A 22,466-nucleotide genomic window follows, 5' to 3' on the forward strand; every position below is an offset into this window, starting at 1 on the left:
ATCATTGCGATAACGAGTACTCCACTCAATACATCGGGCTCTAGCTGCCGTGGCGGCCTTGCCAAGTGGTCCTAACGCGTCCGATCTCTAGCGAGACTAACTTCATCATCTTCGCCCAATCATTTGGATAGACTTTGTAGAAAGACATCACTCTACCTTGCAGCTTGAGCTTGACAAATAGTATGTTTAAGTTTCCAGATACGATGTTTCCAACGAGTGTCGCGATCGCAGCACCAGTTGCGCCGAGTGGTGGAACAAGAAGCACAACTAGCACAATGTTGCTCGCTAAAGCGATCAATAGGCTTACAGACCTGAGGACAGGATATCCTGCCCCAGATAGAGCTACGCCGGCTATCGAACCGGGATTCCCAGCGACTACCGCGAGCAGTAGGATCAGTGTGGCGGTTGTCGCAGACGCGAAACTATGACCGAACAGAATCGGAAGGAACACAGGCGTCGCCGCTGCAACTACAATCGATAGCAAGGCTACTAGCACAGTCGATGCAGACGACATGCGCGCAGCCAGGTCTGCACCCTTATCACTCGTCGAAGAGAAGCGGGTGTACAAAACGTCGCGCAGGCTACTGTTCACTATTAGAGGCAGCTCGCTCACGCTGGCGGCCACAGCATACAGACCGAGTTCGTACGCGCCACTCAGCGGCGTCATCAGCGTTTGGTCGAGCCTCGACAGAAGAATCCCAGCCACCGAACCAAGCCAAACGGAGGACCCGTACGCGAGTAGGCTCCGATGTCCGGCGTAGAACCACCGCTCGTTCGGTGACCTGCTGCTGGGAGGAGACTCAGCCCGTCGTCGCCCTACTTTGACGACGAACGGTATGTAGACCAAGAATGCGAGACCTACTGACGCTGCGATCGCTATGGACGCGCTCATGACCGTTAGGTTCCCGGTCCACCACAAAAGGGTCAGGGCTGACAGACGCCCCACCGCGACGAACGATCTCTCGGCGGTTATCAACTTCCAACGCGAGTATGCTGCGGCCACTGCCCTAAAAACGTTAGTGGCCAAGGCAGGGCCTATCGCAGTCGCTCCCCATGCGATAATTGTGGAGAGATCTCCTTGCCCGCCCGATAACCAGTTTCGTAGTAGCAGAACGCCGATGGTGGACACTACAATCGGCACTATAGTCAGCACAAGTGCGTGTCGAATAGCACTCGAAACAATTTCGGAGTTCCGCGCCACAAAGAAGGTCAGAGCCTCGGGCAGGCCGAACGAAGCGGCCGCCACAACGAGCAACAACGGCGCCGTTGCCGCAGCAACTTCTCCCCTCCCCTCTACGCCTAGAGACTGCGCGAGGATAGGCCCCGCAGCAAATGCTGCAATGGGAATTATCAGGTATCCGACTAGATTAACCGCCGTTCCGTAGATGAGCGACCTCGATGCGATATTTGGTTCGCGGTTCTCCCTCAACGCCGTTGAACTCACCTCCTCTGGGTGGACCGATCTGCGATTACAGCTTCGGACGCTGACACGATCTACTATCTTCAACTAATTGCTCAATGGTCTGCCGTTCGAGCGGAACAGCGCAGTCAGCGAGGCTGATTTCCGTTATCCCTTTGGTCCACGACAACCTCGTAGGAGGACTCATGCGCTCCTAATCTTATCTATATCGGTTTGATTATATAGGCGTCGGATCGTGCGATCATTGCCACCATTCGACACGTTGTCGACGGATAGTGCAACGCCTCCATCTCTGATCACCGACCAGAATACGACTGAAGATTTATAGACTTGTCGAACCTTCACTCCGGACCGCAGCGCACATCGATGAAGCCAAATATCATCGGCTGACGGTGCAATCTCGTATCCGGCGGTACCCCACCGTGCAAGTACGGTGCCCATTTTCGGCGGATATATCACTCCAGATGCTCCTGTTGCCAGAGCCGAGAACGATGCAGTTGCAGATCGCGGTCGGTCCCAGAAATCGTAACTCTGGATTTTTTTGCCAGAGTCATCGATCTTGATTCGGTGCGCGCGATAGCATGTGACGTGCTCCGGAGATTGTCTATATGCGATGAATAGGCACTTGAGCCACCATCGAGGAAGCAGAAAGTCATCGTCAACGGTACAAAACGGCAGAGACGATTTGTTCTCGTCAGTTTGCATGACGTAGGGCAAGTATTTCTTGTGTGGCCCGTAGTTTGCTGTTTTTGCAATCTCGAGCCCACGTCTCTGCAGCCTCCTCAGGGTGCTAGGAGGCGCCTCTAACAGTTGAGGCTCATCGAGCCATAGTATGACTCTCGAAGGTCTCTCTGTGCCCATGGCGATGGATTCAATTACGAGGTACACTTTGTGTGCCCGGGCACCATATGTCGTAAGATTCACGACAATGGGGACGTCCCCAGTTATACGCCGACGGCTAGTTCTGTTTCGGACAAATAGGTTTGCCGTCAGGAGAATTCTGGCTCCCCTCTGAGCGTTTAAGTACCACTGGGAGCCGAGCTCGGCCGCACCCTCAGCGGTTCCGTTTCGTAGGCCACAACGAACGTCAGAAATTGGCCGGAAAACTTCCGCCGCTGCCAAGCAAGTTCTTTTCAATAAGCCGGTTTGCGATGGAGTCATGGACACTATCCTCGTATTTTATAACAATTTCTTGGGCTAATTTTCTAGTTTCTCGAATGCATCTGACCCTCCGAATCAACGGGTTGCTAGTTTTTCCTTCTGTCCATCCGCTAGGTCGTGTTCTTCGCAGGCTGTTCGGAAATTTTTTAACTGGCCACACGCTCATCTTCGCCGCGGGCCAGGATGTCGAGCAGATAGTTGCCGTAGCCCGACTTGCGCAGCTTCTCGGCGCGCGTTGCCAGCTCATCGTCGGACAGATAGCCCTGCCGCCACGCAATCTCCTCGGGCACAGCGATTTTCAGGCCTTGCCGCTGCTCGACGGTGCGCACGAAGTTGCCCGCGTCCAACAGCGAATCGAAGGTCCCCGTGTCGAGCCACGCGGTGCCGCGCGGCAACACCTTCACCGCGAGCTTGCCCTGTTCGAGATAGTGGGCGTTGACGTCGGTGATCTCGTACTCGCCTCGCGCACTCGGCTGCAGGTCACGCGCGATCTCGATGACGTCGTTGTCGTAGAAGTACAGCCCCGGCACCGCGTAATTCGACTTCGGGGACGTCGGCTTCTCCTCCAACGACACCGCCCGCCCCTGCGCGTCGAAATCGACGACGCCGTAGGCCGACGGATTGGCCACCCAGTAGGCGAAGATCGCGCCACCGTCGATCGCCTCGAAACCCTTGAGCTGCGATCCAAGGCCCGGCCCGTAGAAGATGTTGTCACCGAGCACCAGAGCCACCGACTCGTTCCCGATGTGATCGGCACCCAACACGAACGCCTGCGCCAGACCATCCGGCGACGGCTGTGTGACGTACGAGATGTCGATACCGAACTGACTTCCGTCGCCCAGCAGTCCGGAAAACGCGGCCGAATCGTGCGGGGTGGTGATCACCAGAATGTCGCGAATACCCGCCAACATCAGCGTCGACAACGGGTAATAGATCATCGGCTTGTCGTACACCGGGACGAGTTGCTTACTCACACCCTGCGTAATCGGGTGCAACCGCGACCCGGTACCACCGGCAAGAATGATTCCACGCATACGAAGTTCCCTATCCGACGCTTGGCCGGAAGCCATCTCGCCGAGGCGACGTAATGCCTGAGTGAGCATCACCTCGCCGCTCTACGAGATCAGTCAGTACCGCCTCGTACTTGGCGCATACCAGGTCCCAGGTGTAGTGGGCGGCCTGTCGCTCACTCGCGGCGATTGCGATCCGCGTTCTGAGGCTGGCGTCGCCGAGAACTCGACTCACCTTGGCAGCGATATCTTTGGGTTCAGGATCCGAGAAGACAGCAGCATCGCCGAGCACCTCCCGGTTGTAGGGAGTGTCTCGGGCAACGATTGGTGCTCCGCATGCCATGGCTTGCACAAGCGCAGGGTTCGTGCCGCCGACGCTATGACCGTGAAAATAGACTCCAGCATTTGCCCACAATGCGTGTAAGCGCTGATCATTATTTACGTGGCCTACCCAGGATATGTTCGTGTTCTTCTCTGCAGCGGCCCGCACCTTGTCTTCGATCTCGCCGCCATAACCCGAAGATCCTACGATCACGACTCTCGATCTCGTGGCGATCTGCTCTGCCGCTTCTACGAACTGCGTTATGCTGTTTTCCGGCACAAATCTTGCCACGTACAGAACATACGTGCCACGCGGGAACTCGGGGTCTGGAGGGGCTTCATCTACACTAGTTCCGCCATACGGGATGAAGGTTCCTCCACGTCCAAACTCTACGTTCCATCGACGCCCGATCTCCAGGGCGTCGAATACGAGCTCATCCGCCCACCTCGCTGTCATACGGGCTCCCGAGCGGAAGACTTTTTTGGCGGTGGCCCCCCATTTGTCCCGGTCCCACTCGATACCATCTACATTGACTGCGGCTGGCACGCCCCGCGCTCGAAGGAGGGGTAGCCAGAATCCATTGGCAACATTCATGATCAAGGCAGCGTCGGGCTTCTCCCCTACGGCCGCGTGAATCGAACTTGTCAAGCCAAAGGTCAGAGTACTGGCGGACTTGGACTCGAGACCTCGTGTAAACACTTGTCGTATGTTTCCATGGTTGATATCGCCACCGTCTCCCGGTGAGATGCGTTCGACCCCATCTCGACAGTAAACGTCAACGTCCCAACCGTGTTCGGCCAGGTACGGGACTAGGTGACGCAAGAGCGTTTCGAACCCGCCATAGTAGCTGGGAAAGCCTCGGGTACCGATGATAGCGACTCGATTTCTCGTGCTCACCTCCGGATGTTCCTCTCGCTTTGGTTTGAATGCGTCGCGGGTGTCACCACGGTTTGTGCCATTTTTGTCATATCCGGTATTCCCATCCGGCCGCTTCCCATGCGGTGCGCGGTAAGCACATCCGACCATCGATTACCTTCTTGGTGCGAACGGCGAAGCCAGTCGCCACAGGGTCAAGGGCGACGAATTCGGGCCACTCGGTGAGTACCAGCATTACATCGGCGTTGCGGCACGCTTCAATCGCCGAGTTCGCGTAGTCAAGGGTGGGGAATAGCCTTCGAGAGTTCTCGATCGCTTTCGGGTCGTAAACGGTCACAGAAGCACCCTGCAGTTGAATTTGACCTGCAACGTTTAGCGCGGGCGAGTCGCGCACGTCATCCGATTCGGGCTTGAATGCGGCACCGAGAACTCCGATTCGCGTTCCGAGCAGAGACCCTCCGCAAGCTGTTCGAGCTAACTCGACAATTCGAGTTCGCCGTCGCATATTTACGTTGTCTACCTCGCGGAGAAAGGACAGCGCTTCGGCCGCCCCGAGCTCACCCGCGCGCGCCATAAAGGCCCTTATGTCTTTCGGCAGACACCCTCCGCCAAAACCGAGTCCGGCATTGAGGAATTTCCGGCCGATCCTCTCGTCGTATCCGATCGCATTGGCTATGGCTTGCACATCCGCTCCGGCCGCGTCGCAGACTTCGGCCATGGCGTTGATGAACGAGATTTTCGTCGCCAGAAAAGCGTTTGCGGATGTTTTGACGAGCTCGGCGGTCGGCGGATCGGTGGTAATGAAGGGCGTGCCATCCTCAATTATTGACCCATAGACTTCGCGTGCGACATCTTCCGCGCTACCGCCGATGAATCTGCCCAGCACCAGTCGATCTGGATGGAGCGTGTCGTTTACCGCGAAGCCTTCGCGAAGAAACTCTGGGTTCCAAGCGATCTCGACACTGATGTCCTTCGCAAGCTCGTCTGCACGTTCTGCCAGACGTGCAGCCGTCCCGACCGGGACTGTAGATTTTCCGAGAATAACCGCGTCGCGGGTCAAGAGCGGGACGAGTTGGTCGACGGCCGAATCCACGTACTGGAGATCGGCGCTGTACTCGCCCTTCTTCTGTGGCGTTCCCACAGCGATGAAGAAAACGTCAGCAAAATCAGCGGCTTCGTCGTACGAGCCGGTCACGCGTAGTTGACCGGTCTCAATGTGCTTTTTGAGGAGCTCCGGAAGTCCCGGCTCGTAGAAGGGAACCTCGCCGGCGGCGAGCAGTTCGCGCTTCTCTGGAACGACCTCTACGCCGAGGACTTCGTGACCCAGCTCGGCCATACACGCAGCGTGCGTCGCCCCAAGGTATCCCAGGCCCAGAACAACTAGCTTCATCAGTACGCCCCCTCTTTCGCCACAACCGCCTGTGCGGTGCGCCACAGAATCGCGATGTCCTGCATCATCGACCAGTTCTCTACATACGAGAGATCCAGCCGCACAGACTCTTCCCACGTCAGGTCTGACCGGCCCGACACCTGCCACAGCCCAGTTACTCCTGGCTTCACCAGCATCCGACGGGACACTCGACCGTCGTACTTCTCGACCTCGTCGGGCAGCGGTGGTCGAGGCCCCACTAGGCTCATGGAGCCGCCGAGCACGTTGAAGAGCTGCGGGAGTTCGTCCAGGCTGTATCGACGAATGAACTTGCCGACCCTCGTCACCCGCGGGTCGTCGCGCATCTTGAACAACACGCCTGCACCTTGGTCTAGGTGGGCGAGATTCGCCTTCTTTTGATCGGCGTCCTGCACCATCGACCGGAACTTCCACATGCTGAACGGTTCGTTGTTGAGGCCTACCCGCGTGGCTTTGTAGAAAATCGGTCCGCGCGAGTCGAGTTTGACCGCCAACGCCACACAGAGCATCACCGGCGCCGCGAGCAACAGCGCGAGGCTCGCACCGAAGCGGTCAAAGAAGCCCTTGCGGAACTTGTTCGCGCCCTCGTAGCGGGGCTTGTCGATGTGTAGCAGTGGCAGGCCGGCGACCGGGCGGACCATCATGCGTGGCCCAGCCACGTCCGTAACGCCTGGCGCCACAAGCATTTCGACGTGGATGCCTTCGAGGTCCCAGGAGAGGTCCTGCATTGCCTGATGACCGAGTGCCTCGGCGCTCGTAACCGCGACAGTGGTTGCTCCCGTGTGCAGCACAGCGTCGCGTACGTCGTCGAAGTCGCCGAACACAGGAATCATCTGCTCTGCTACTCGGAGTTCTTCGGGCGTTCCGCGTCGGCTCGGCGGTAGACACACGCCCACTACGTCGTATCCGAGTGTCGGGCTCTTAAGTAGACGCTCGACAAGAGGCTTGGACGGGCTGACCGCTCCCACCACCAGCACTCGCTCGAGGTTCTGCGACTTGGCGCGCTGCCGAATCAGGTCTTTACGCCACATCCAGCGCGTGAGGAGGAGTCCAAGCGTTCCAGCAGGTAGCGCGACCAGTAGAAAGCCGCGTGCGATGTTGAGTCGGAACACAAGATCAAGCATCGCCAGCACGCCGAACAATGACAGGCATGCAGTGATCACTCGGCTGTACTCCTGCGGTCCCGAGCCCACGATGCGGCGATCGAGCGACTGCGTCGCTCGTAGCGCGAGGAGCCAGCAGACGATCAGCGCGATTGACACTAAGGTCGCGGGCAGGCCCCATCCGCCATTCGGCTGCAGCGGGTCGTCGGATCCAAAGCGGAAGATCTGCGCGGCGAGCACAGCGACGGTCACCACGACTGCGTCGCTCCAGCTGACCCGTGTCAGGTACGCCGTCACCCATGCCCGAGGCGATGCGAAGGATGTCCTCGCCGAGGTGCGGAAAAACCTACGCGACCCGTTGCCAAATGAAAGCTCCCGTTCGGCGGTCATGACGCAACCCGGTCGCTAGACGAGCGCGGCGTCGACCGCCCGAAGCGGCCAGCATCGATCTCGACGCAACGAAGGAACACTTCCTTCTCCTTCTTGACGCGTGAGGTACTCACGACAGAACCAACCCCGACGGTGGAGCGCATACGTTCAGAGTGTTTCGCACGCGTACGAGAAAGATACGATGCTCGTAATTGCGACACAATTCGGGGGTCTCTTTTCGCTCGGTGTGCGTGTTTCATGGATGTAACTGCGGTCACAGCGTTGTGCGAATACTTCTGCACTACAACAGATCCCACTGACACTGTGAGCGCCCTGACCGTCACATGTGCGTGTTGCTTAAGTTGTTCGTGCATGTAAACCGCACGTGTACGAAACGGTGTCGGTCGCGTAATTCATCTGATCGGACTACACACTGTTCGGCACGTCCTTCAGTCCTAGGGGTTCACGGTTGGGGCACCGACTTCATCGATCGGTATCTATTGCTTTCGGTAACTAGACGTCATGGCGTGACCGCGCGGACATTGTCGCGCGCTTCGGACGACCAGCGAGTAGCCGCCGCGTCGTGCCAGCATCGTCAGCGGATAGAAAGCGATACTCGGCCGCGCCTGCATAGAAGCGTTGAGCGTGCACACGCTCGAGCAGAAGCATTCGTTGCGGCTTCTGATCCGCTCGGTGCTGGATTGGTGCGGCGGTACTCGCCGCTAGCCAGTCGACACACGCAGGCACCAAGCGATCAGCCCGGATGCGACGTGTGACCTCCCGACGATCGTCAGCGCGGTGCCCCGCGAATGTGAGTACACGTCGCGGTACGACGTTCTCACCTACGTCACGACACTGATCGACAGCACCGTCACAGCATCCGGCAAGCCGTGGACTCGACCTGCCCCTGTCCCCCCATGCTTCCCCCGGTTTACACCGAAGCATGATCCAACACCGTTCTGTGAACATCAGATGAAGAGATTTTCTTACGCGTACGACGCGACGCTGCGATCGATGCGAGAAACATAACCTGAGTCAACGCAGCACGCAATTCATACCTGTGAGTAAGGTAAGCGAGCTCACGCGCCAGCGCGGACCCTCAGCCCAATGACTAGCCCTGACCTGCGGACGGACGTGCGCGAGTGGATCGTCGACGCACGTCGGCTCAGACGAGACGAGCTGTTCGAAACGTCCGCGCGGAAGTAGAGGAATCCGCACGATTTCGATTTTCTGATTTTTCTTTGTGCTTCCCGCACAAGGGTTTGAAGGTGATCAGCAAACGTTTTTCCCACCACACAGCGATGGGCTCACACCCCACAGTCGGCTGATGTCGCCACCGCTCTGCCTCGGACCGCCACTGGCGTGCCTGCTTGGCTTGTGTGAATCTTGATTCAGTGACTGTCACACCGCAGCAACGCCGAGCAAGCATCGTCGACGCCGCCATCCGCATCCTGGATCGCGACGGCGCCGACGCACTCAACATGCGGCTGCTCGCCGAGGAGATGGACCTGCGGCCGATGGCGGTCTACCACTACGTCAGCAGCAAGGCCGAGTTGCTGTCGATGGTCATTGCCGAGGTCACCAGCAGGGTGAAGTGGCACAAGCCGGAGAGCGGCCCGCGTGACCGCCTGCTGGCTCAGCTCTACGACACGTATGCGGGCCTAGCCGCGATCCCGTGGCTACCCGAGCTCCTTCATCAGGGCGCCAGCACGGGTGTGCCGCCGTACGCGATGATCGACGCCTTCATCTCCACCGCCAACGACATGGGACTGAACGACGAACAGGCATACGACCTATGGCGAGCGGTGTGGTCGCTTATCGGGTTCGAGCTGCAGTGGCATGAGGTCAACCGCGCGTATGCCGAGAAGAAGTCGTGGCTGGAGACAGTCGATCCGGGCACCGTCGAAGAGAAGTACCCTGCCCTCGCGCGCGTGCTTCCGGTGTGGAGTTCGTACGCGGCGAGCTACGACGTGCGGACGCACATCGCAGCTCTCGTCGACGGGACCATCGCGCGGTATGCGGGTGAAGCGTCGGACGACGCGTGACGCCCGCGGCTCATCCAGAGCAGACTGCCGTGTTCTGTTGTGAGGAGAACGGGCTCAGCGTCGCGGTCTGCGACTCGGCCGCCTAGGAGGGCTGTTCACCTTACGTATTGACCGGCGTCGTCGGGATACTCCTGCGCGAGTGGTGCGATCGGCCCGCGTCTGCAGCATCATGTGACGGTCGTCGTCTGGAGGTTGCGCAATGGGTGAGCCGGGTCGCCTCGTCTTCTACTACGGTCCGATGGGCGCGGGTAAAACGACGCTCGCGCTGCAGACGCACTTCAATCAGGGCCAACAGGGCAGAGTCGGTGTGCTTATGACCAATCGCGATCGCTCGGGCCAGTCGCTGGTGACAAGTCGGATCGGACTTGTCGCCGACGCCGTGCTGATCGACGACGACACAGACGTCTTTGCGCTCGTCGAGGGCTTCCCCAGTTCGCGAATCGACTACGTCGTCTGCGACGAGGCGCAGTTCATGAGCGTCGCGCAGGTCGATCAACTCGCGCGAATCGTCGACGAGAGCGGTCTCGACGTCTTCGCCTACGGACTCCTCACCGACTTCAGATCAAAGCTGTTCGACGGCGCTGCACGTCTCGTTGAGGTGGCAGACGAGATGCACCGGCTGCAAGCCGTCGTGCTGTGTTGGTGTGGCCGAACAGCATTCATGAACGCGCGCATCGTCGACGGCGTGATGGTGCGGACCGGAGACGTGGTCGCCGTCGGAGATACTGCCGACGGACCGATGCAGTACCGAGCGCTGTGCCGGCGGCATTTCGTGGCGGGCCGGGTGGCGAAGTGAGTCGAGTACAACACACTGGGCACCGCTGCACGACACCGCGAAATGTTAAGTGCCAGAACTACTTGACAGTCACCGTCTTGCAACTCACCTGGGGATTGGTCCAGCCCTCACCGATATTGATGCCATACGCACAGACGGTTTGAGGCCGACGGCGTTTCGTGTAGACGGTGGTCTCGAACCCGTGGTTGCCGGTGATTCCGTACGCGGTATTGACGTCGGGTCGCGACTTGGTTGCCGTCAGGACGTTCGCGTAGCTTCCCGATTGGCCCGGTTGCGGTCCCACATTCATGTGGACGTCGATGTTTTTGCCGCTGCCACTCGGGTCAAATGCCCACCCGCGCACCTTGACTGCGCCAAAGCCGAGCGCTTTCACCTCGTCGGGGCTGCCGCGCGGGTGTGGATCAGCGATGCTGACCGTGCGACAACCGAGAAGAACATTGCCGCCGCCGCCGACATTGATCCCGCACAGACACACCGGCACGTTTCCCGATTTGCTCACGGCGAAGGTCGCGTCGAAGCCGTGGGTTTCCAGGCACGCCGATCGTCGAATTGACTTCCGGGCCAGCACTATTCAAGACGACGGGATGTTCCTCGGTGTTCGGCGCACCCGCCTGTCCACCGACGTGAGCATGCACCTGAATGCTTGCGCCGGCATCGTCGCGGTCGGGTGCCCAACCTCGTATCCGCACCACTCCTGCACGCGGCGACGCCACTTCATCGATCGACCCGATCGGATTGTTGGACGGTGGCGTCAGGTTCTTGGGACGCAGAAGACCGGTCAAGTAGGCCTTGCTCATCGATCCGATATGCGTGGCACCTGAATTCTGCGTCAGAATCTGCAACGACCCACCCTGGTCAGCGAGCACGATCGCGACATGACCCGCTCCCCCGGTGCCATTCGACAATCCCGAAACCCACACCGCGACATAACCTTTCACAGCCGGCGTCGATGGTCCGAGCTTGCTGTAGTGCGACGACGCCGCGCTCCCGTACAACTGGGCCGCGTACGCCACTCCCACCTGTTCACCTTCGTCTTTGCACTCCGACCTCTGAGCTGTGAACCCGGCCGGATCAGAGTCGGCGTGCACACCGTTGCTCGTCGTGAACACCGGCGACCTCAAAGCCCGATGAACCAATGACCGACGGATTTCGACGCTGCATCGCATTGCCGCTCGTGAGCGCATTCTGCTGATACGACGACGCGCAGTGGACCGTACGCACTCCTCCACGTTCGCTCTAGTCCGGCTCGGGCGAGTGCTCGAACCTCGGCACGTAATTGGTCGCCTATACCACTCGCCACCGACAATTTCGCCGCCTGAAACCGAGTTATCCACAGGCCTTCTACCAGCAGAAATAGCCCTTGATTCGAACGTCCATTCGTGTACCTTGGAGTCATGCCCGATTCGTCGCCAATAGCCGTTTTAACTGACTCTGTTCTTGCCGACCCCGTCTTCGCCGACCCTGTTTCCACCCACTCTGTTTCCGCCGCGCTGCGCGACGCTATCGCCGTGGTTCGCGATGCCGTGAGCGCCAACCACGACGACGCCACCCTCGCCTGCGAGACTATCCGCGCGTTGATCGAATTGCGCAACGTCACCGAGCACCAGCTCGCCGCACATACGGCCACGCTATGTAGGCTCGGCGTCGATAAACGCCAGGGCCGCAAGATGACTGAACTATTGGGCGAACTCGGAGTGGCTCCCGCCGACGCGCACCGATGGGTACGCATAGGTCGGGCCCTCGGCAGCCTCGGCACTGTCGACGGGTTCTCCGCAGACGGCGCGTTCTCGTCGGCACATGTCGACGCCATAGTGCGCGGACTAGCCCATATCGAGCAACGCAGCGCCACCCCTATCGATAGAGACGAGCGGCGGCAGTTCGCATCTTCGCTTGCCGCTCAGGCATTCTCGACAACAACACCGGCCGACATCTTTGAATACGCCCGCACAGTCGGCAATATCCGATCCGACGACACCGGCGGTCTGCCAGCCGCCGAAGACCGTTGCATCAACTCGGTGACCACCACCAAAGTCGACGGCCGACTCCGCGTCAAAGCCGATCTCGACGCCGTCGTCGCCGAGAAACTGATGACTGCTATCGACAAGTTCTCGGCGCCGCAACCGCAACCCGACGGCTCGCACGACCCGCGCGGTCCCGAACGTCGTTGCGCCGACGCGCTCGAGATCATCCTTGATCTCGCCGCCAACGGCGCGGCCACCGACGCATCGTCGAACATCAACGGCGACAACGTGATCACTCAACCGTTCGCCGGCCTGGCCTCCCCCACACAACTCGGATTGACCATTCCCGCAGCAACTCCCGAACTGTCGACGCTGCCGTTCATGGGCGCAGTCACCGAAGCCACCGCCCGACGTCTTGCCTGCGACGCCGACGTCACTGTCATGATCACCGACGGCGAAGAAGTCCCGCTGGCAGTCGGCCGCACCAAACGCCTCTTCACCCGCACCCAACGCCGAGCGCTGAAGAAGCGCGACCACAGCTGCATCAAATGCGGGGCGCCCGCCTCATGGACTCGCGCTCACCACATCACCCACTGGGCCGACGGCGGCGACACCGACCTCGACAACGGCTGCCTGCTGTGCAGTTGGTGCCACGACGACGTGCACCACCGCGGCTGGGACGTGGTCATGGGCCACGACCGCCACCCCTGGCTCATTCCACCGACCACCGTCGACCCCCAACGCGAACCAATCATGTCCTATCACCGACGCACCATGAACCTCGACAACCTGCCCGCCGCAGCATGACCGAGCCAGACACGAGCGAGCCCGGCGTCATCCAACCCAGCACGATCCATCTGAGCCTGGCCCACCGCCACCACCACTGACCCGACACCGCCCTCAGAGACCACACACCTCCGCACCCGAGACCACACCCCTGCGCACCCGCACCGCGGGACCGCGCACGAACCTTGAGAACTCCATACTTCTGCGCGGCAACACGCGGGGCAGCCTTCCGACACGCGGCTGGCTGCCCCACGAGGCCTTGCCGCAACACCGAGCGCTACCCGGGGCTTCACGCTTCACTCCGCGCATACGTCGTACGTCACAACACCTCGACGACGTCCGGTATGCGCGTTCGCGTAGAATTCAGTAGCACGCGATTGAATTTCGAGAAGGGCGCAAACCATGGCAGACACCGCGGCTCGACCAAGGGGCTGGCAGTACGTCCGCTATTGCTATGGCGCAGTGCTGCCGGACTCCATGCGTGCCTGGGTCGCCAACGACCTGGCAGGCAAGGGCGCCCCGATGCGCATGGTGGTCCGCTGGGCCATTCCCTGCATCATCCTGATGCTGCCGATGCTCTTCGTTCCTGCCGACTGGGGCGTCCGGTTCATCATGTTCTCTCCGATCCCCATCGCGTACATCTTCTTCTCGATCGCCCTGAACGTCATCTACCGCAGGCATCGACTCGAGCAGCACGGATTGAATCCCGATCTGGTCAAGCACAACGAGCGGGTTCGCAACGCCGACCTGTACGACGAGTACCACCGGAAGTACCGCGGCAGCGCTCGATAGATCCGCTTCGCCGAGGTGTTCACACTTCGGCGACTTCCGGCGCAACCGATGCCGCGCCTGCGGTGAGATCAGTGAGGGCCCGCTACGTCAGGTCGCCCACATCTCGACCGGCAACACCACGTCGTCGCGTCGGCTCACATGGGCACCGTTCTGGTGCTCGTCTTCTCCTCCTGGGTGGCGCGACGCTCAAGCTCGCGCACATCCCTCGCAGCCCACGGCTCGAAATCCGAACTGCCGCAGAACAAACTGGCCCGACCGATCATCGGGAGCCTGGTCGTCGGCTAGCCGATCTACTCGCAGGCAACCCCGTCGCCGTCACGATCGAGACTCGACGAGTAGCCCGGCTGTCCCTCGTACAACGGAGCCGCGCCGGCCGCTCGTGCTGCCGAGCAGCTTCCGTAGGACGCGCTACCGGCCCCGGAATCGGAGTTCGCGGTTGGCGTCGTTGTCCTCGGCCCCACCAGTCCGCGCGGCGTATTGGCCGAATCGTCGGTCTGATCGGCGACCTCGGTGGTGGTCTCCGTCGGAGATGGCGTGACTGTTGTGGTGCGCCAAACAGTCTCGTTCGACGCCGCCGTGGTGGTCTCGGTCAGCGTCGTCGTCGACGTCACGGTCGGTGCCGCCTGTGTGCTGTCGCCACCACCGCCGAGCGCCGCACCGATACCGCAACTGGCCATCATGAGAAACAGTGCCCCGACGCCTCCCCCGACAATCGCTTTGCGACTGATCTTCGACGACTGCCCCGTAGGAGCAGGTTGATAGGGATAGCGTCCGGTCATGGTCACCGCCTGTGATCGACAATAAGCCTGCACAGTCTGCACCCCACGACGGCCACCAACGCGTCCGATGGCGAGGTTCGACCGTTCGGACTACGCCACCCGGACTACTGCCTGCGGCCGCCGTCCGCGACAGGAAAGGTCCTGTCGCGGAACTCACCTCGGGAACGATGCACGCGGAAAGTCGCGTCCTCCGAACGACGTACTCGGCCATTCGGGAGGTGGGACAATCCTCTTTCATGGCCGACGATGACCAGGCTCCCGAACCGTTCGTGCTCCTGACCCACGGGGTCAGCGGAACCGAATCTGCGGTCATCCTCGACAGCGCGCGGGTCGTCGAAGTTTCCGGCGAGGGATTCAAGGGCGTCTTCACGACATATCCCGAACGACCAGCCCACGTCCGACGCCCCCGTAACCGTGTGGCGTACCGGTGGGGAAACATGACCTCCGGCATGGCCATACAGGCAATCTGGGCACTCTTCGGCCCCTTCGCACTGGTCAATGTTGCGGGGTGGATGTATCCGAAAGCCGCACAGGACAATCCGATCGCACAGTGCTGCGTCGTCGTGCTGCGTGCACTGCTACGACTACTCGGACTTGCCCTGACGGTCACGATGATCGCGCAGTTGACATTCCTGATCGACGGCGTGCTGTTTCGCCGGATGCACGACGGCGCCTGGCGCGACTGGGCCGTCCTCGGCTGCCTCCTCGCGATCTTCCTCGTCGGCGGCTTCGTGAGTCTGTACGGCGACAACGACAAAGACGTGGACGGGCCCACTGACTCGGCACCCACTGACTCCGTGCCCACTGATTCCGTGCCCGCGGATTCGGCGCCCACGAACCCAGCGCGTTTCAACGAATCGCCCTCGGCCACCGACCCCGCCGAGGTTCCGCTCATTGCGACCGATGCGTTCGTCTCGCCCTCGGACGGCAGGGCAACGGTGTTGATCACCACACACGCCGTTGCCGGAATCTGCACTGCCACAATCGTGTTGGGCGACCACACCGTACCGCGCGCCATCTGGGGACTCGTCGTCGCCATGCTCACTGCGGTCATCGTGGCCACAGCTCTATGCGTCGACCCTCGCGCGACATCGACGCCCGAATCGTGGACGAAGGCATTCGTGTCGTGGCCTGCGGTGCTCTGGGTCGTCGCATCGTCGACGCTTCTCGTCGTGACGAACTTCGCCGCGAAGCCACCGCACATCGTCGGCGATGCGATCACCTGGCTGTTCTGGCTCGACGCCGCGCTGGTCGGCGCAGCCATTCTCACGACCGTCGGCGCGCTGGTGCTACCGCGCAATCTGAAGGCGTGGTGGGGTGCCCGTGAGAAGCCGACAACTCCCTGGCTCAACGGACTACACGCTCCTCTCGTCGCTGCGATCGGCGTGCTGTGGGGAGTCGGGCTGGGCGTCGGGTTCACCCGACTGGCCGCGCTCGTCATCGATCACAGCAAACCCGATCACGAGAACCCGGTGCCGTTACCCGACTCGTACGCCAGCACTGCCTGGATGTGGGGAGTCACTGTCGTCATCTGGGGTCTGGGAACCGTCGTGTTTCTCGGCGGGGTAATCGTCGTCGACGGTCGAGCCCGAGCGAAGCTTGCTGGTCCACAACTGGCCGACCTCGAGTTGCTCGACACGTCGCCACGACGCTCCTTCGGCCGGCGCATCAGGTGGGGCGTGGCCTCCGCAAAGCTCCGCATCCCGGTCTGCGTTGGCACACTCGCTCTCTGCGCGATGATCGCGGGCATCGTGGCCACCGCCAGCACCAGCCTTGTCCGCCGCGGCGAAGGTCTGCAGTGGGTCGGCATCGGCGCACTCGGTCTCGTCGGTCTGCTGCTTCTGCGTGCGATGTTCAACGCCGCACAGAAACCACGAAAGGCAGGCCGATCCCTGGGCGTGCTGTGGGACCTCGCATCCTTCTGGCCCCGCGAGGCACATCCACTCGTGCCACCCGCGTACGCACCGCGCGCGATTCGCGACCTGGATCGATTCCTGAGCACGAGACGTCATCGGCGGTTGATCCTGGCCGCGCACAGCCAGGGCTCAATGATCATGTACGCCCTCGCGCACCGCATCACACGGGAGCAAGGCCCGGAACGCACACGGCTCTCGCTGTTGACGTACGGCTCGCAACTGGGGTGGGCATACGGCCGAGCCTTTCCCGCGGCGTTGAGCCATGAGACCCACCTCATACTGCGAAAAGCGCTGGACAACAGGTGGATCAACCTCGTCCGGTTCACCGACTACATCGGCGACGGCGTGGTCAGCTACACCGAAGACGGCAAACTGAAGCGCTACGCCAACGAATTCGTCGTTCCACGAGAAGTGTTCAGCGGGTGCTATCTAGTCAGAGAGAATGGTCGCATCGTCGAAGCCTTGCTTCCCGATCCATCACCCGACGACTACCCCCACGACGCCGTACACCAACACTCGGCGTACACGTCGGACATCACGTGGGACGTCTGGATCAAGAAGCTCGACCCTGGGCCTGGGGCCTAACATTGCGGGGTGCCCCCGATACCGCTGCCCCGACGCGACATTTTGCGTCTGGCCGCGCTGGGTGGACTCGCAGCCGTGGCGGCGTGCACCTCCACACCTGAACAGCCGACATCGCCTACCTCGCAGCGACAGTGGGGCGCATTCATTCCCGAGGTCCTCCCCCGCGAGGGCGTGGCGTCGACGCCGATCGCGCGACTCACCGAATTGGCGGGCAGCAGCCCACACTATCTGCACCGGTTCGTCTCCTTCGGCGACTCACTACCGACCGCAGACCTCGACGCCATCGCGGCGTCGGGTGCGGTTCCGCTACTGAGCCTGGAGCCATGGGACCCGGGCGGCGGCACTGTGCAGCCGCTGTTCTCGTTGGCACGCATCGCGTCCGGAGTGTTCGACGGCGAACTGCGCAAATGGGCGTCGAGCCTGACCGTCTGGGGCAAACCAGTCCTGCTGCGCTTCGCGCAGGAGATGAACGGCACCTGGTATCCGTGGTCGATCGGCGTCAGCGGCAACACCGCAGAACAGTATCGGGCAGCGTGGCTACGGATGCACTCGATCTTCGACGACGCGCACGCCGACAACGTCCGCTTTGTCTGGGCACCCAACGTACTCACTGCTGGCACAACCGATTTCACGTCTGCGTTTCCCGGCCACGACCACGTCGACTACCTCGGCCTCGACGGATACAACTGGGGCGACGGTTCCGGACATCGATGGCAGTGGCCCGAGGAACTGTTCCCCGACAGCCTGAGCACTCTGGCCCGCCTCGATTCCGACCGCCCGATCCTCATCACCGAGGTGGCGAGCACCGACGGAACGACACCCGACGCAAAGGCCGACTGGATACGACGCTTCTTCGGCATCGTCGAAGCCACCGATCGCCTCGAGGGAGCACTCTGGTTCCAGGTCGACAAGGAACGCGACTGGCGATTCAACTCGACGCCGCAGAGCCTCAACGCTTTTCGCGAGGCCATTGCCAAGCTTCAGGGCACTTAGCGGGCGGTGTAGTCGAATCGCTGCTCGTCGAGTCTGCTGACGAGCGCAGGCTCGAGAACCGTTGCGGCCGTGTTCGTCAGGTGTGAGTCGTCACGGTAGAACATGATCTTGTTGCGCGCCGGGAAGCACGTATTGCCTTCGCACAGTAGGTCGTTGACACCGATCGAGGTGATGTCGGTGTCCTTGCCACGCGCCTGGGCGTCGAGTATCGGCTCGATGCGGATGAAGCCGTCGAGTCCGAAATCGCACCTGTGCCAGTTGTCCAGCGCACCCGACATGCAGTCGGCGATCTGGAATCCCGGATACGGTGTGTCCTCGATGTACACCAGGCGTGCGCCGGTGGCGCGGAGTCTCGCGAGCGTGCGGTCCCACGCCTCCTGCGACGATGGGTAATCAGGAACGTAGGTCGACAGCGACGAGATGATGATGATCTTCGGGTGGAGTTCGTCGATCGCATCGAGGGAGGACGAACGCCAGTCGAGACAGTCCTGCTTGTTGAACGGATCCTGCTGGCGCGGTCGAGGAGTGAGATCCTGTGCGGGACAGGCGGCCTTGGTGAACTGGTGTATCTGCCAGCCGTGCGCATCACCGATGCTGCGGAGGGCCTCAGACCACTGCTCGGCGTGGCTGTCACCGAAAAGCGCCACCGGAATACCATCCGCGCGCCCGAAGACGCACGACCGCGTGGGGTTCTGCTGCCCTACCGGCACAAGACATTCGGTGGGCGATGGCCTGTCGTCGTATGCCTGGAACGGGTTGGGCGTCACCGGCCCACTCATCGTCGAGCGCGCCTGGCCGAACACGGCGTCGTAATTCAACGACGCGTGCGCGACGGTGTCGCGGCTCGCCGCCTTCACCACGAGGACACCGGCAGTCAGCGACACCGACAGCGCGACGACCAGTCCGGTGAGTCCGACAGAGATCGACGCCGACGCGTTACGACGGAGTTCGGCGTTGGCGATGATCGGTTCCTCGAAGTACAGCGTCGACAACGTCGCTATCACAAGCGATCCCACCGAAACGGCCACCAGCACCGGCCATGAGCGAATGCCGGTCTGCGCCTCGAAGATGACGAGCACGGGCCAGTGCCACAGGTACCACGAATACGACACGCGCCCGAGAAAGCGCAGCGGCGCAAGCGACAGCAAACTGCCGACGAGCGGCAGACCCGTACCGGCGAGCTGACCCGCGACAATGACGAGTCCCGCCGACAGCGTCGGCAGCAGCGCCGCGGTTCCGGGATAGGGCGTGCGCGAATCGATCAGCACACACGCCGCGACGATGCCCGCGAAACCCGCCCAGCCGAGCACGACGGCGAGCAACGTGACGGCGGGGTGGTCTCGACAAGCTCGACCAGCGGTAAGGGCATCTCGACCAGCGGTAGGGGCATCTCGACCGGCGGCGGGTGGTCTCGACAAGCTCGACCAGCGGGCCGGGTGGTCTCCACCAGCGGTAGGGGCATCTCGACCAGCTCGACCAGCTCGACCAGCGAGGGTGGCGAGCCACGGCGATGCGACGGCGATGAGTGCGCCCACGCCGAACTGCCAGATGCGGGTCTGCGTCGCCATGTAGGCGTACGCGGGGTCGGCTGCGGTTGTCTGGATGCACCAGACGAGCGAGACCACTGTGATCACACCGACGACCACACCGATCGAGACTCGGGGCGAAAGACGTCGGCGCAGAGCGGTTCTCGACACCGCAACGGCGGCGGCAAAGATGATCAACGGCCAGCCGAGGTAGATCTGCTCCTCGATCGACAGTGACCAGAAGTGCGTCGCGAGGCTGCCGTCTATCGCACCCGAGAGGTAGTCGGCGTTCTGCGCGATGAAGTGCCAGTTGGCCACGTTCGCTGCCGCGGCGAGAAGATCGAGCGACTGCTTGAACACCTTCAGTAGCGGCATCGTGATGATGGCGGCCACGAGCGAGACGACGATCACCAATGAGGCCGCCGGAACGATGCGGCGGCAGCGTCGAGCATAGAAACCCTTGAACGACACCGTCTTTGTCTGCTCGAACTCGTTGACGAGCAGCCGGGTGATGAGGAATCCGGAGATGACGAAGAAGATGTCGACACCCACGAATCCGCCAGGGATGAACGGGATACGCGAGTGAAACGCCACGACGACCAGCACGGCTATGCCGCGCAGACCCGCAATGTCGTCGAAGAACTGTCGCTTGGGAACCGCGGGGGTGGCAGGCGCGAGGATGTCGGTCAGTCTCACGTCGACCACGGGAGCATGATGTCGAAGACGCCCATCGCGAGCACCCCGATGAAGACGATCGCGAGCGTGTAGCCGACCACCTCGAACACAGTGATGCGGTTCCAATTGGGTTCGGTGGGGCGACGTTCCGTCACCTCGGGACGCTCAGGAGAGCGACGCTGAGGAGCCTGCGGCCCGAACTCGGGTTCACTCATGCCGCGCGCTCCGTGACGTCGGACGCCTCAGCAGTCGCGGTGGCAGCGCCTATCTCGTCAGACACCTTCGACGATGCACGCTGATGTGAGATGAGTATCTTGATGAACTCGGACAACAACGGCAGGGCGAGATAAGTGTAGGCCCCCACGAATCCGACGAGCATGAAGAATTCCCAGAGCCCGTATTCGCGCACGTCACGCACGAGGAGAACCCAGAAGAGCGCGAGTGATCCGCCGAGTGCGACAACTCCGAGCAGACTGATCGACCGCGCAAGTGAATTCGTCTTTCCGACAACGCTTGTGGGTACCCAGCTCTTCTCGCGTCCGGTGAGCTTGTGCCAGATGGCAACCGTATGCGCGAAGCTGTACGCCATCTGAATCCGCAGCACCTCGAATCGCCACCTGCTGCGCGACACCAACGGAAAAAGAACCACGTACACCCACAGTCCCAGCAGGAACGGAACGAGTTGCGCCGGATGCACATCGGCCGGATAGAACGCGACCATCACGATCCCCGGAATGAACAGCATGAAGACGTTCATGGCAGTCGTCAGGTAATAGAACACACCTGCCAAGGCCGCGAGGCGCTGCCGGATCGTCGGACGGACGGGAGCCGTGGTCAGCGCCGGATTCGGGAGGCGCGACAGCGATCCCATGCACCAGCGGTACTGCTGGTTGAGGAATCCGGCGAGATCCGCGGGACACAACCCCCGCGAGAGCACCACCGGGACGTAACTGACCCGATAACCGGCCTGCTGCAGATGCCGGCCCGTGTGCAGATCCTCGCTGTGGTCGATCGGCGCAAACCCGCCAACGGCCTCGAGTGCCGACCGCCGATACACCGCAGAGGTGCCGACACACGTCGCCGCATCGAAGCCGTCGCGTGACGGCAGCACCCAGCGGTAGAAGAATTCCTGTGTCGCCCCCGCGGTCCGCTGAATCCAGTTCATTGATTCGGTGGTGGCGAAGGTCTGCGGACTTTGCACCACCCCCACTCGCGGATCGTCGAGGTAGGGCACGAGATGCCAGAGAAAGTCGGGGCGCGGACAGAAGTCGGCGTCGAAGATCACGATGAGATGCCCGGAGCTGATGCCGAACGCGTGTCTGAGGTTTCCCGCCTTGCGTAGCTCACCGCGGTTGGGCCGGACGATGTAGGTGAAGCCGTACTCCTCGGCGAGGAATTCGACGCCTGGCCGCGCGGCGTCGTCGAGGACATAGAACTTGATGCGGCTCCCCCACGACAGGCGCGAGACGTTCTCGTAGGTGTTGCGCAGAATGGCGAGACTTTCGCCGCACGTGGGCAGAAAGACGTCGACGCGTGGGTACCGGGCGTCGTCCGGCTCCCAGGTCGCCGCGAGTGTCTGGTGCGAACGCCACTGCACGCGGCGTCGGGCCATTCCGGTGCATGCTGCGAAGACCACACTCGCCGCGTTGAGCGCGAGCACGATCAGCGCGGGCCAGAGCAGCGGGTGAGCCGTCGCGAAGACGAACAACGACGCGCCCGCGAGGACGAACGCGGCAATCAGGAACAGCTGGACCCACCTCATCTGCGGACCGAGATAGGCGTAGACCTCGCCGTCGCGCGGAACCGTCACCACATTGGGGTCGCGCAGAGGTGTGGGCGGAGTGCCATGACGGCGCCGCGTTGCTGCCGCGCCGTCACGCGTGCTGATCTGCACTCCCACGCGAAACAGAATCATGGACGGGGCACCCCCGCGCAAGCAGACG

17 protein-coding genes are annotated in these 22,466 nt (G+C 61.6%); 7 read left to right on the forward strand and 10 right to left on the reverse strand.

Annotation, left to right across the window (positions count from 1 at the left end; translation table 11 throughout):
• Positions 1 to 40: 40 nt before the first annotated feature.
• From RND64_RS17960 to RND64_RS17980, 5 genes are all read right to left on the reverse strand, one after another.
• Positions 41 to 1,444 carry an oligosaccharide flippase family protein gene (locus RND64_RS17960; RefSeq protein WP_270484079.1) on the reverse strand — a complete coding sequence of 468 codons (1,404 nt, stop codon included), beginning with the start codon at positions 1,442 to 1,444 and terminating at the stop codon, positions 41 to 43.
• 1,283 nt (positions 1,445 to 2,727) lie between these two features.
• The gene (gene rfbA, locus RND64_RS17965; RefSeq protein ID WP_270484081.1) at positions 2,728 to 3,615 is read right to left on the reverse strand and encodes a glucose-1-phosphate thymidylyltransferase RfbA; all 888 of its coding nucleotides are present in this window, start codon (positions 3,613 to 3,615) and stop codon (positions 2,728 to 2,730) included.
• Between the two features lie 10 nt (positions 3,616 to 3,625).
• Positions 3,626 to 4,939, reverse strand: coding sequence for a glycosyltransferase (locus RND64_RS17970; RefSeq protein WP_270484083.1), 1,314 nt, complete (start codon positions 4,937 to 4,939; stop codon positions 3,626 to 3,628).
• Positions 4,878 to 6,179, reverse strand: coding sequence for a UDP-glucose dehydrogenase family protein (locus RND64_RS17975; RefSeq protein WP_270484085.1), 1,302 nt, complete (start codon positions 6,177 to 6,179; stop codon positions 4,878 to 4,880). The genes RND64_RS17970 and RND64_RS17975 overlap by 62 nt, the downstream gene beginning before the upstream one ends.
• A complete protein-coding gene (locus tag RND64_RS17980) occupies positions 6,179 to 7,690 on the reverse strand; it encodes a sugar transferase (protein ID WP_270484088.1) in 1,512 nt (503 codons plus the stop codon). Before RND64_RS17980 ends, RND64_RS17975 begins: the two co-directional genes overlap by 1 nt.
• Positions 7,691 to 9,063: 1,373 nt before the next feature.
• Here RND64_RS17980 and RND64_RS17985 point away from each other — a divergent pair.
• Both RND64_RS17985 and RND64_RS17990 read left to right on the forward strand, forming a co-directional pair.
• Positions 9,064 to 9,714 carry a TetR/AcrR family transcriptional regulator gene (locus tag RND64_RS17985; protein WP_331436217.1) on the forward strand — a complete coding sequence of 217 codons (651 nt, stop codon included), beginning with the start codon at positions 9,064 to 9,066 and terminating at the stop codon, positions 9,712 to 9,714.
• Positions 9,715 to 9,913: 199 nt separating this feature from the next.
• The gene (locus RND64_RS17990; RefSeq protein WP_064866510.1) at positions 9,914 to 10,510 is read left to right on the forward strand and encodes a thymidine kinase; all 597 of its coding nucleotides are present in this window, start codon (positions 9,914 to 9,916) and stop codon (positions 10,508 to 10,510) included.
• Between the two features lie 58 nt (positions 10,511 to 10,568).
• On the opposite strand, the gene RND64_RS17995 is transcribed toward RND64_RS17990, so the two are convergent.
• Positions 10,569 to 11,009: a hypothetical protein gene (locus tag RND64_RS17995; protein WP_156525474.1), complete on the reverse strand. Its 441-nt coding sequence runs from the start codon at positions 11,007 to 11,009 to the stop codon at positions 10,569 to 10,571.
• 895 nt (positions 11,010 to 11,904) lie between these two features.
• Here RND64_RS17995 and RND64_RS18000 point away from each other — a divergent pair.
• From RND64_RS18000 to RND64_RS18010, 3 genes are all read left to right on the forward strand, one after another.
• On the forward strand, positions 11,905 to 13,278 hold the full coding sequence (locus RND64_RS18000; RefSeq protein WP_082937910.1) for an HNH endonuclease: 1,374 nt from the start codon (positions 11,905 to 11,907) through the stop codon (positions 13,276 to 13,278).
• A gap of 381 nt (positions 13,279 to 13,659) precedes the next feature.
• Entirely contained in the window at positions 13,660 to 14,049 is a 390-nt protein-coding gene (locus RND64_RS18005; protein WP_049700807.1) for a DUF5313 family protein, read from the forward strand.
• A 138-nt stretch (positions 14,050 to 14,187) separates the two neighbouring features.
• On the forward strand, positions 14,188 to 14,334 hold the full coding sequence (locus tag RND64_RS18010) for a hypothetical protein (protein ID WP_156525475.1): 147 nt from the start codon (positions 14,188 to 14,190) through the stop codon (positions 14,332 to 14,334).
• 5 nt (positions 14,335 to 14,339) lie between these two features.
• On the opposite strand, the gene RND64_RS18015 is transcribed toward RND64_RS18010, so the two are convergent.
• A complete protein-coding gene (locus RND64_RS18015; protein WP_082937922.1) occupies positions 14,340 to 14,828 on the reverse strand; it encodes an excalibur calcium-binding domain-containing protein in 489 nt (162 codons plus the stop codon).
• A gap of 236 nt (positions 14,829 to 15,064) precedes the next feature.
• Between RND64_RS18015 and RND64_RS18020 the strand changes: the two genes are divergently transcribed.
• The gene (locus RND64_RS18020; RefSeq protein ID WP_064866515.1) at positions 15,065 to 17,329 is read left to right on the forward strand and encodes a hypothetical protein; all 2,265 of its coding nucleotides are present in this window, start codon (positions 15,065 to 15,067) and stop codon (positions 17,327 to 17,329) included.
• 9 nt (positions 17,330 to 17,338) lie between these two features.
• Positions 17,339 to 18,322 carry a glycoside hydrolase family 26 protein gene (locus RND64_RS18025; protein WP_231894155.1) on the forward strand — a complete coding sequence of 328 codons (984 nt, stop codon included), beginning with the start codon at positions 17,339 to 17,341 and terminating at the stop codon, positions 18,320 to 18,322.
• Here the strand turns inward: RND64_RS18025 and RND64_RS18030 are convergent.
• The 3 genes from RND64_RS18030 to RND64_RS18040 are packed head-to-tail and all read right to left on the reverse strand — an operon-like array spanning position 18,319 to position 22,438.
• Entirely contained in the window at positions 18,319 to 20,544 is a 2,226-nt protein-coding gene (locus tag RND64_RS18030) for an acyltransferase family protein (RefSeq protein WP_231894157.1), read from the reverse strand. The two genes, RND64_RS18025 and RND64_RS18030, sit on opposite strands and share 4 nt — an antisense overlap.
• Complete coding sequence (locus tag RND64_RS18035) at positions 20,541 to 20,738, reverse strand: hypothetical protein (RefSeq protein ID WP_049700804.1); 198 nt, start codon at positions 20,736 to 20,738, stop codon at positions 20,541 to 20,543. The genes RND64_RS18030 and RND64_RS18035 overlap by 4 nt, the downstream gene beginning before the upstream one ends.
• The gene (locus RND64_RS18040; protein WP_331436218.1) at positions 20,735 to 22,438 is read right to left on the reverse strand and encodes a glycosyltransferase family 2 protein; all 1,704 of its coding nucleotides are present in this window, start codon (positions 22,436 to 22,438) and stop codon (positions 20,735 to 20,737) included. Before RND64_RS18040 ends, RND64_RS18035 begins: the two co-directional genes overlap by 4 nt.
• Positions 22,439 to 22,466: the final 28 nt, after the last annotated feature.

This window comes from Gordonia sp. w5E2 (genome assembly GCF_036540975.1).
In the GTDB taxonomy this organism is placed as follows: Bacteria; Actinomycetota; Actinomycetes; order Mycobacteriales; family Mycobacteriaceae; genus Gordonia; species Gordonia jacobaea.

Coding starts and splice junctions, on each gene's coding strand:
- rfbA (WP_270484081.1), bottom strand. CDS start 3,615: ATGCGTGGAATCATTCTTGCCGGTGGTACCGGGTCGCGGTTGCACCCG.
- RND64_RS17970 (WP_270484083.1), bottom strand. CDS start 4,939: ATGGTCGGATGTGCTTACCGCGCACCGCATGGGAAGCGGCCGGATGGG.
- RND64_RS17975 (WP_270484085.1), bottom strand. CDS start 6,179: ATGAAGCTAGTTGTTCTGGGCCTGGGATACCTTGGGGCGACGCACGCT.
- RND64_RS17980 (WP_270484088.1), bottom strand. CDS start 7,690: ATGACCGCCGAACGGGAGCTTTCATTTGGCAACGGGTCGCGTAGGTTT.
- RND64_RS17990 (WP_064866510.1), top strand. CDS start 9,914: ATGGGTGAGCCGGGTCGCCTCGTCTTCTACTACGGTCCGATGGGCGCG.
- RND64_RS18000 (WP_082937910.1), top strand. CDS start 11,905: ATGCCCGATTCGTCGCCAATAGCCGTTTTAACTGACTCTGTTCTTGCC.
- RND64_RS18005 (WP_049700807.1), top strand. CDS start 13,660: ATGGCAGACACCGCGGCTCGACCAAGGGGCTGGCAGTACGTCCGCTAT.
- RND64_RS18010 (WP_156525475.1), top strand. CDS start 14,188: ATGGGCACCGTTCTGGTGCTCGTCTTCTCCTCCTGGGTGGCGCGACGC.
- RND64_RS18015 (WP_082937922.1), bottom strand. CDS start 14,828: ATGACCGGACGCTATCCCTATCAACCTGCTCCTACGGGGCAGTCGTCG.
- RND64_RS18020 (WP_064866515.1), top strand. CDS start 15,065: ATGGCCGACGATGACCAGGCTCCCGAACCGTTCGTGCTCCTGACCCAC.
- RND64_RS18035 (WP_049700804.1), bottom strand. CDS start 20,738: ATGAGTGAACCCGAGTTCGGGCCGCAGGCTCCTCAGCGTCGCTCTCCT.
- RND64_RS18040 (WP_331436218.1), bottom strand. CDS start 22,438: ATGATTCTGTTTCGCGTGGGAGTGCAGATCAGCACGCGTGACGGCGCG.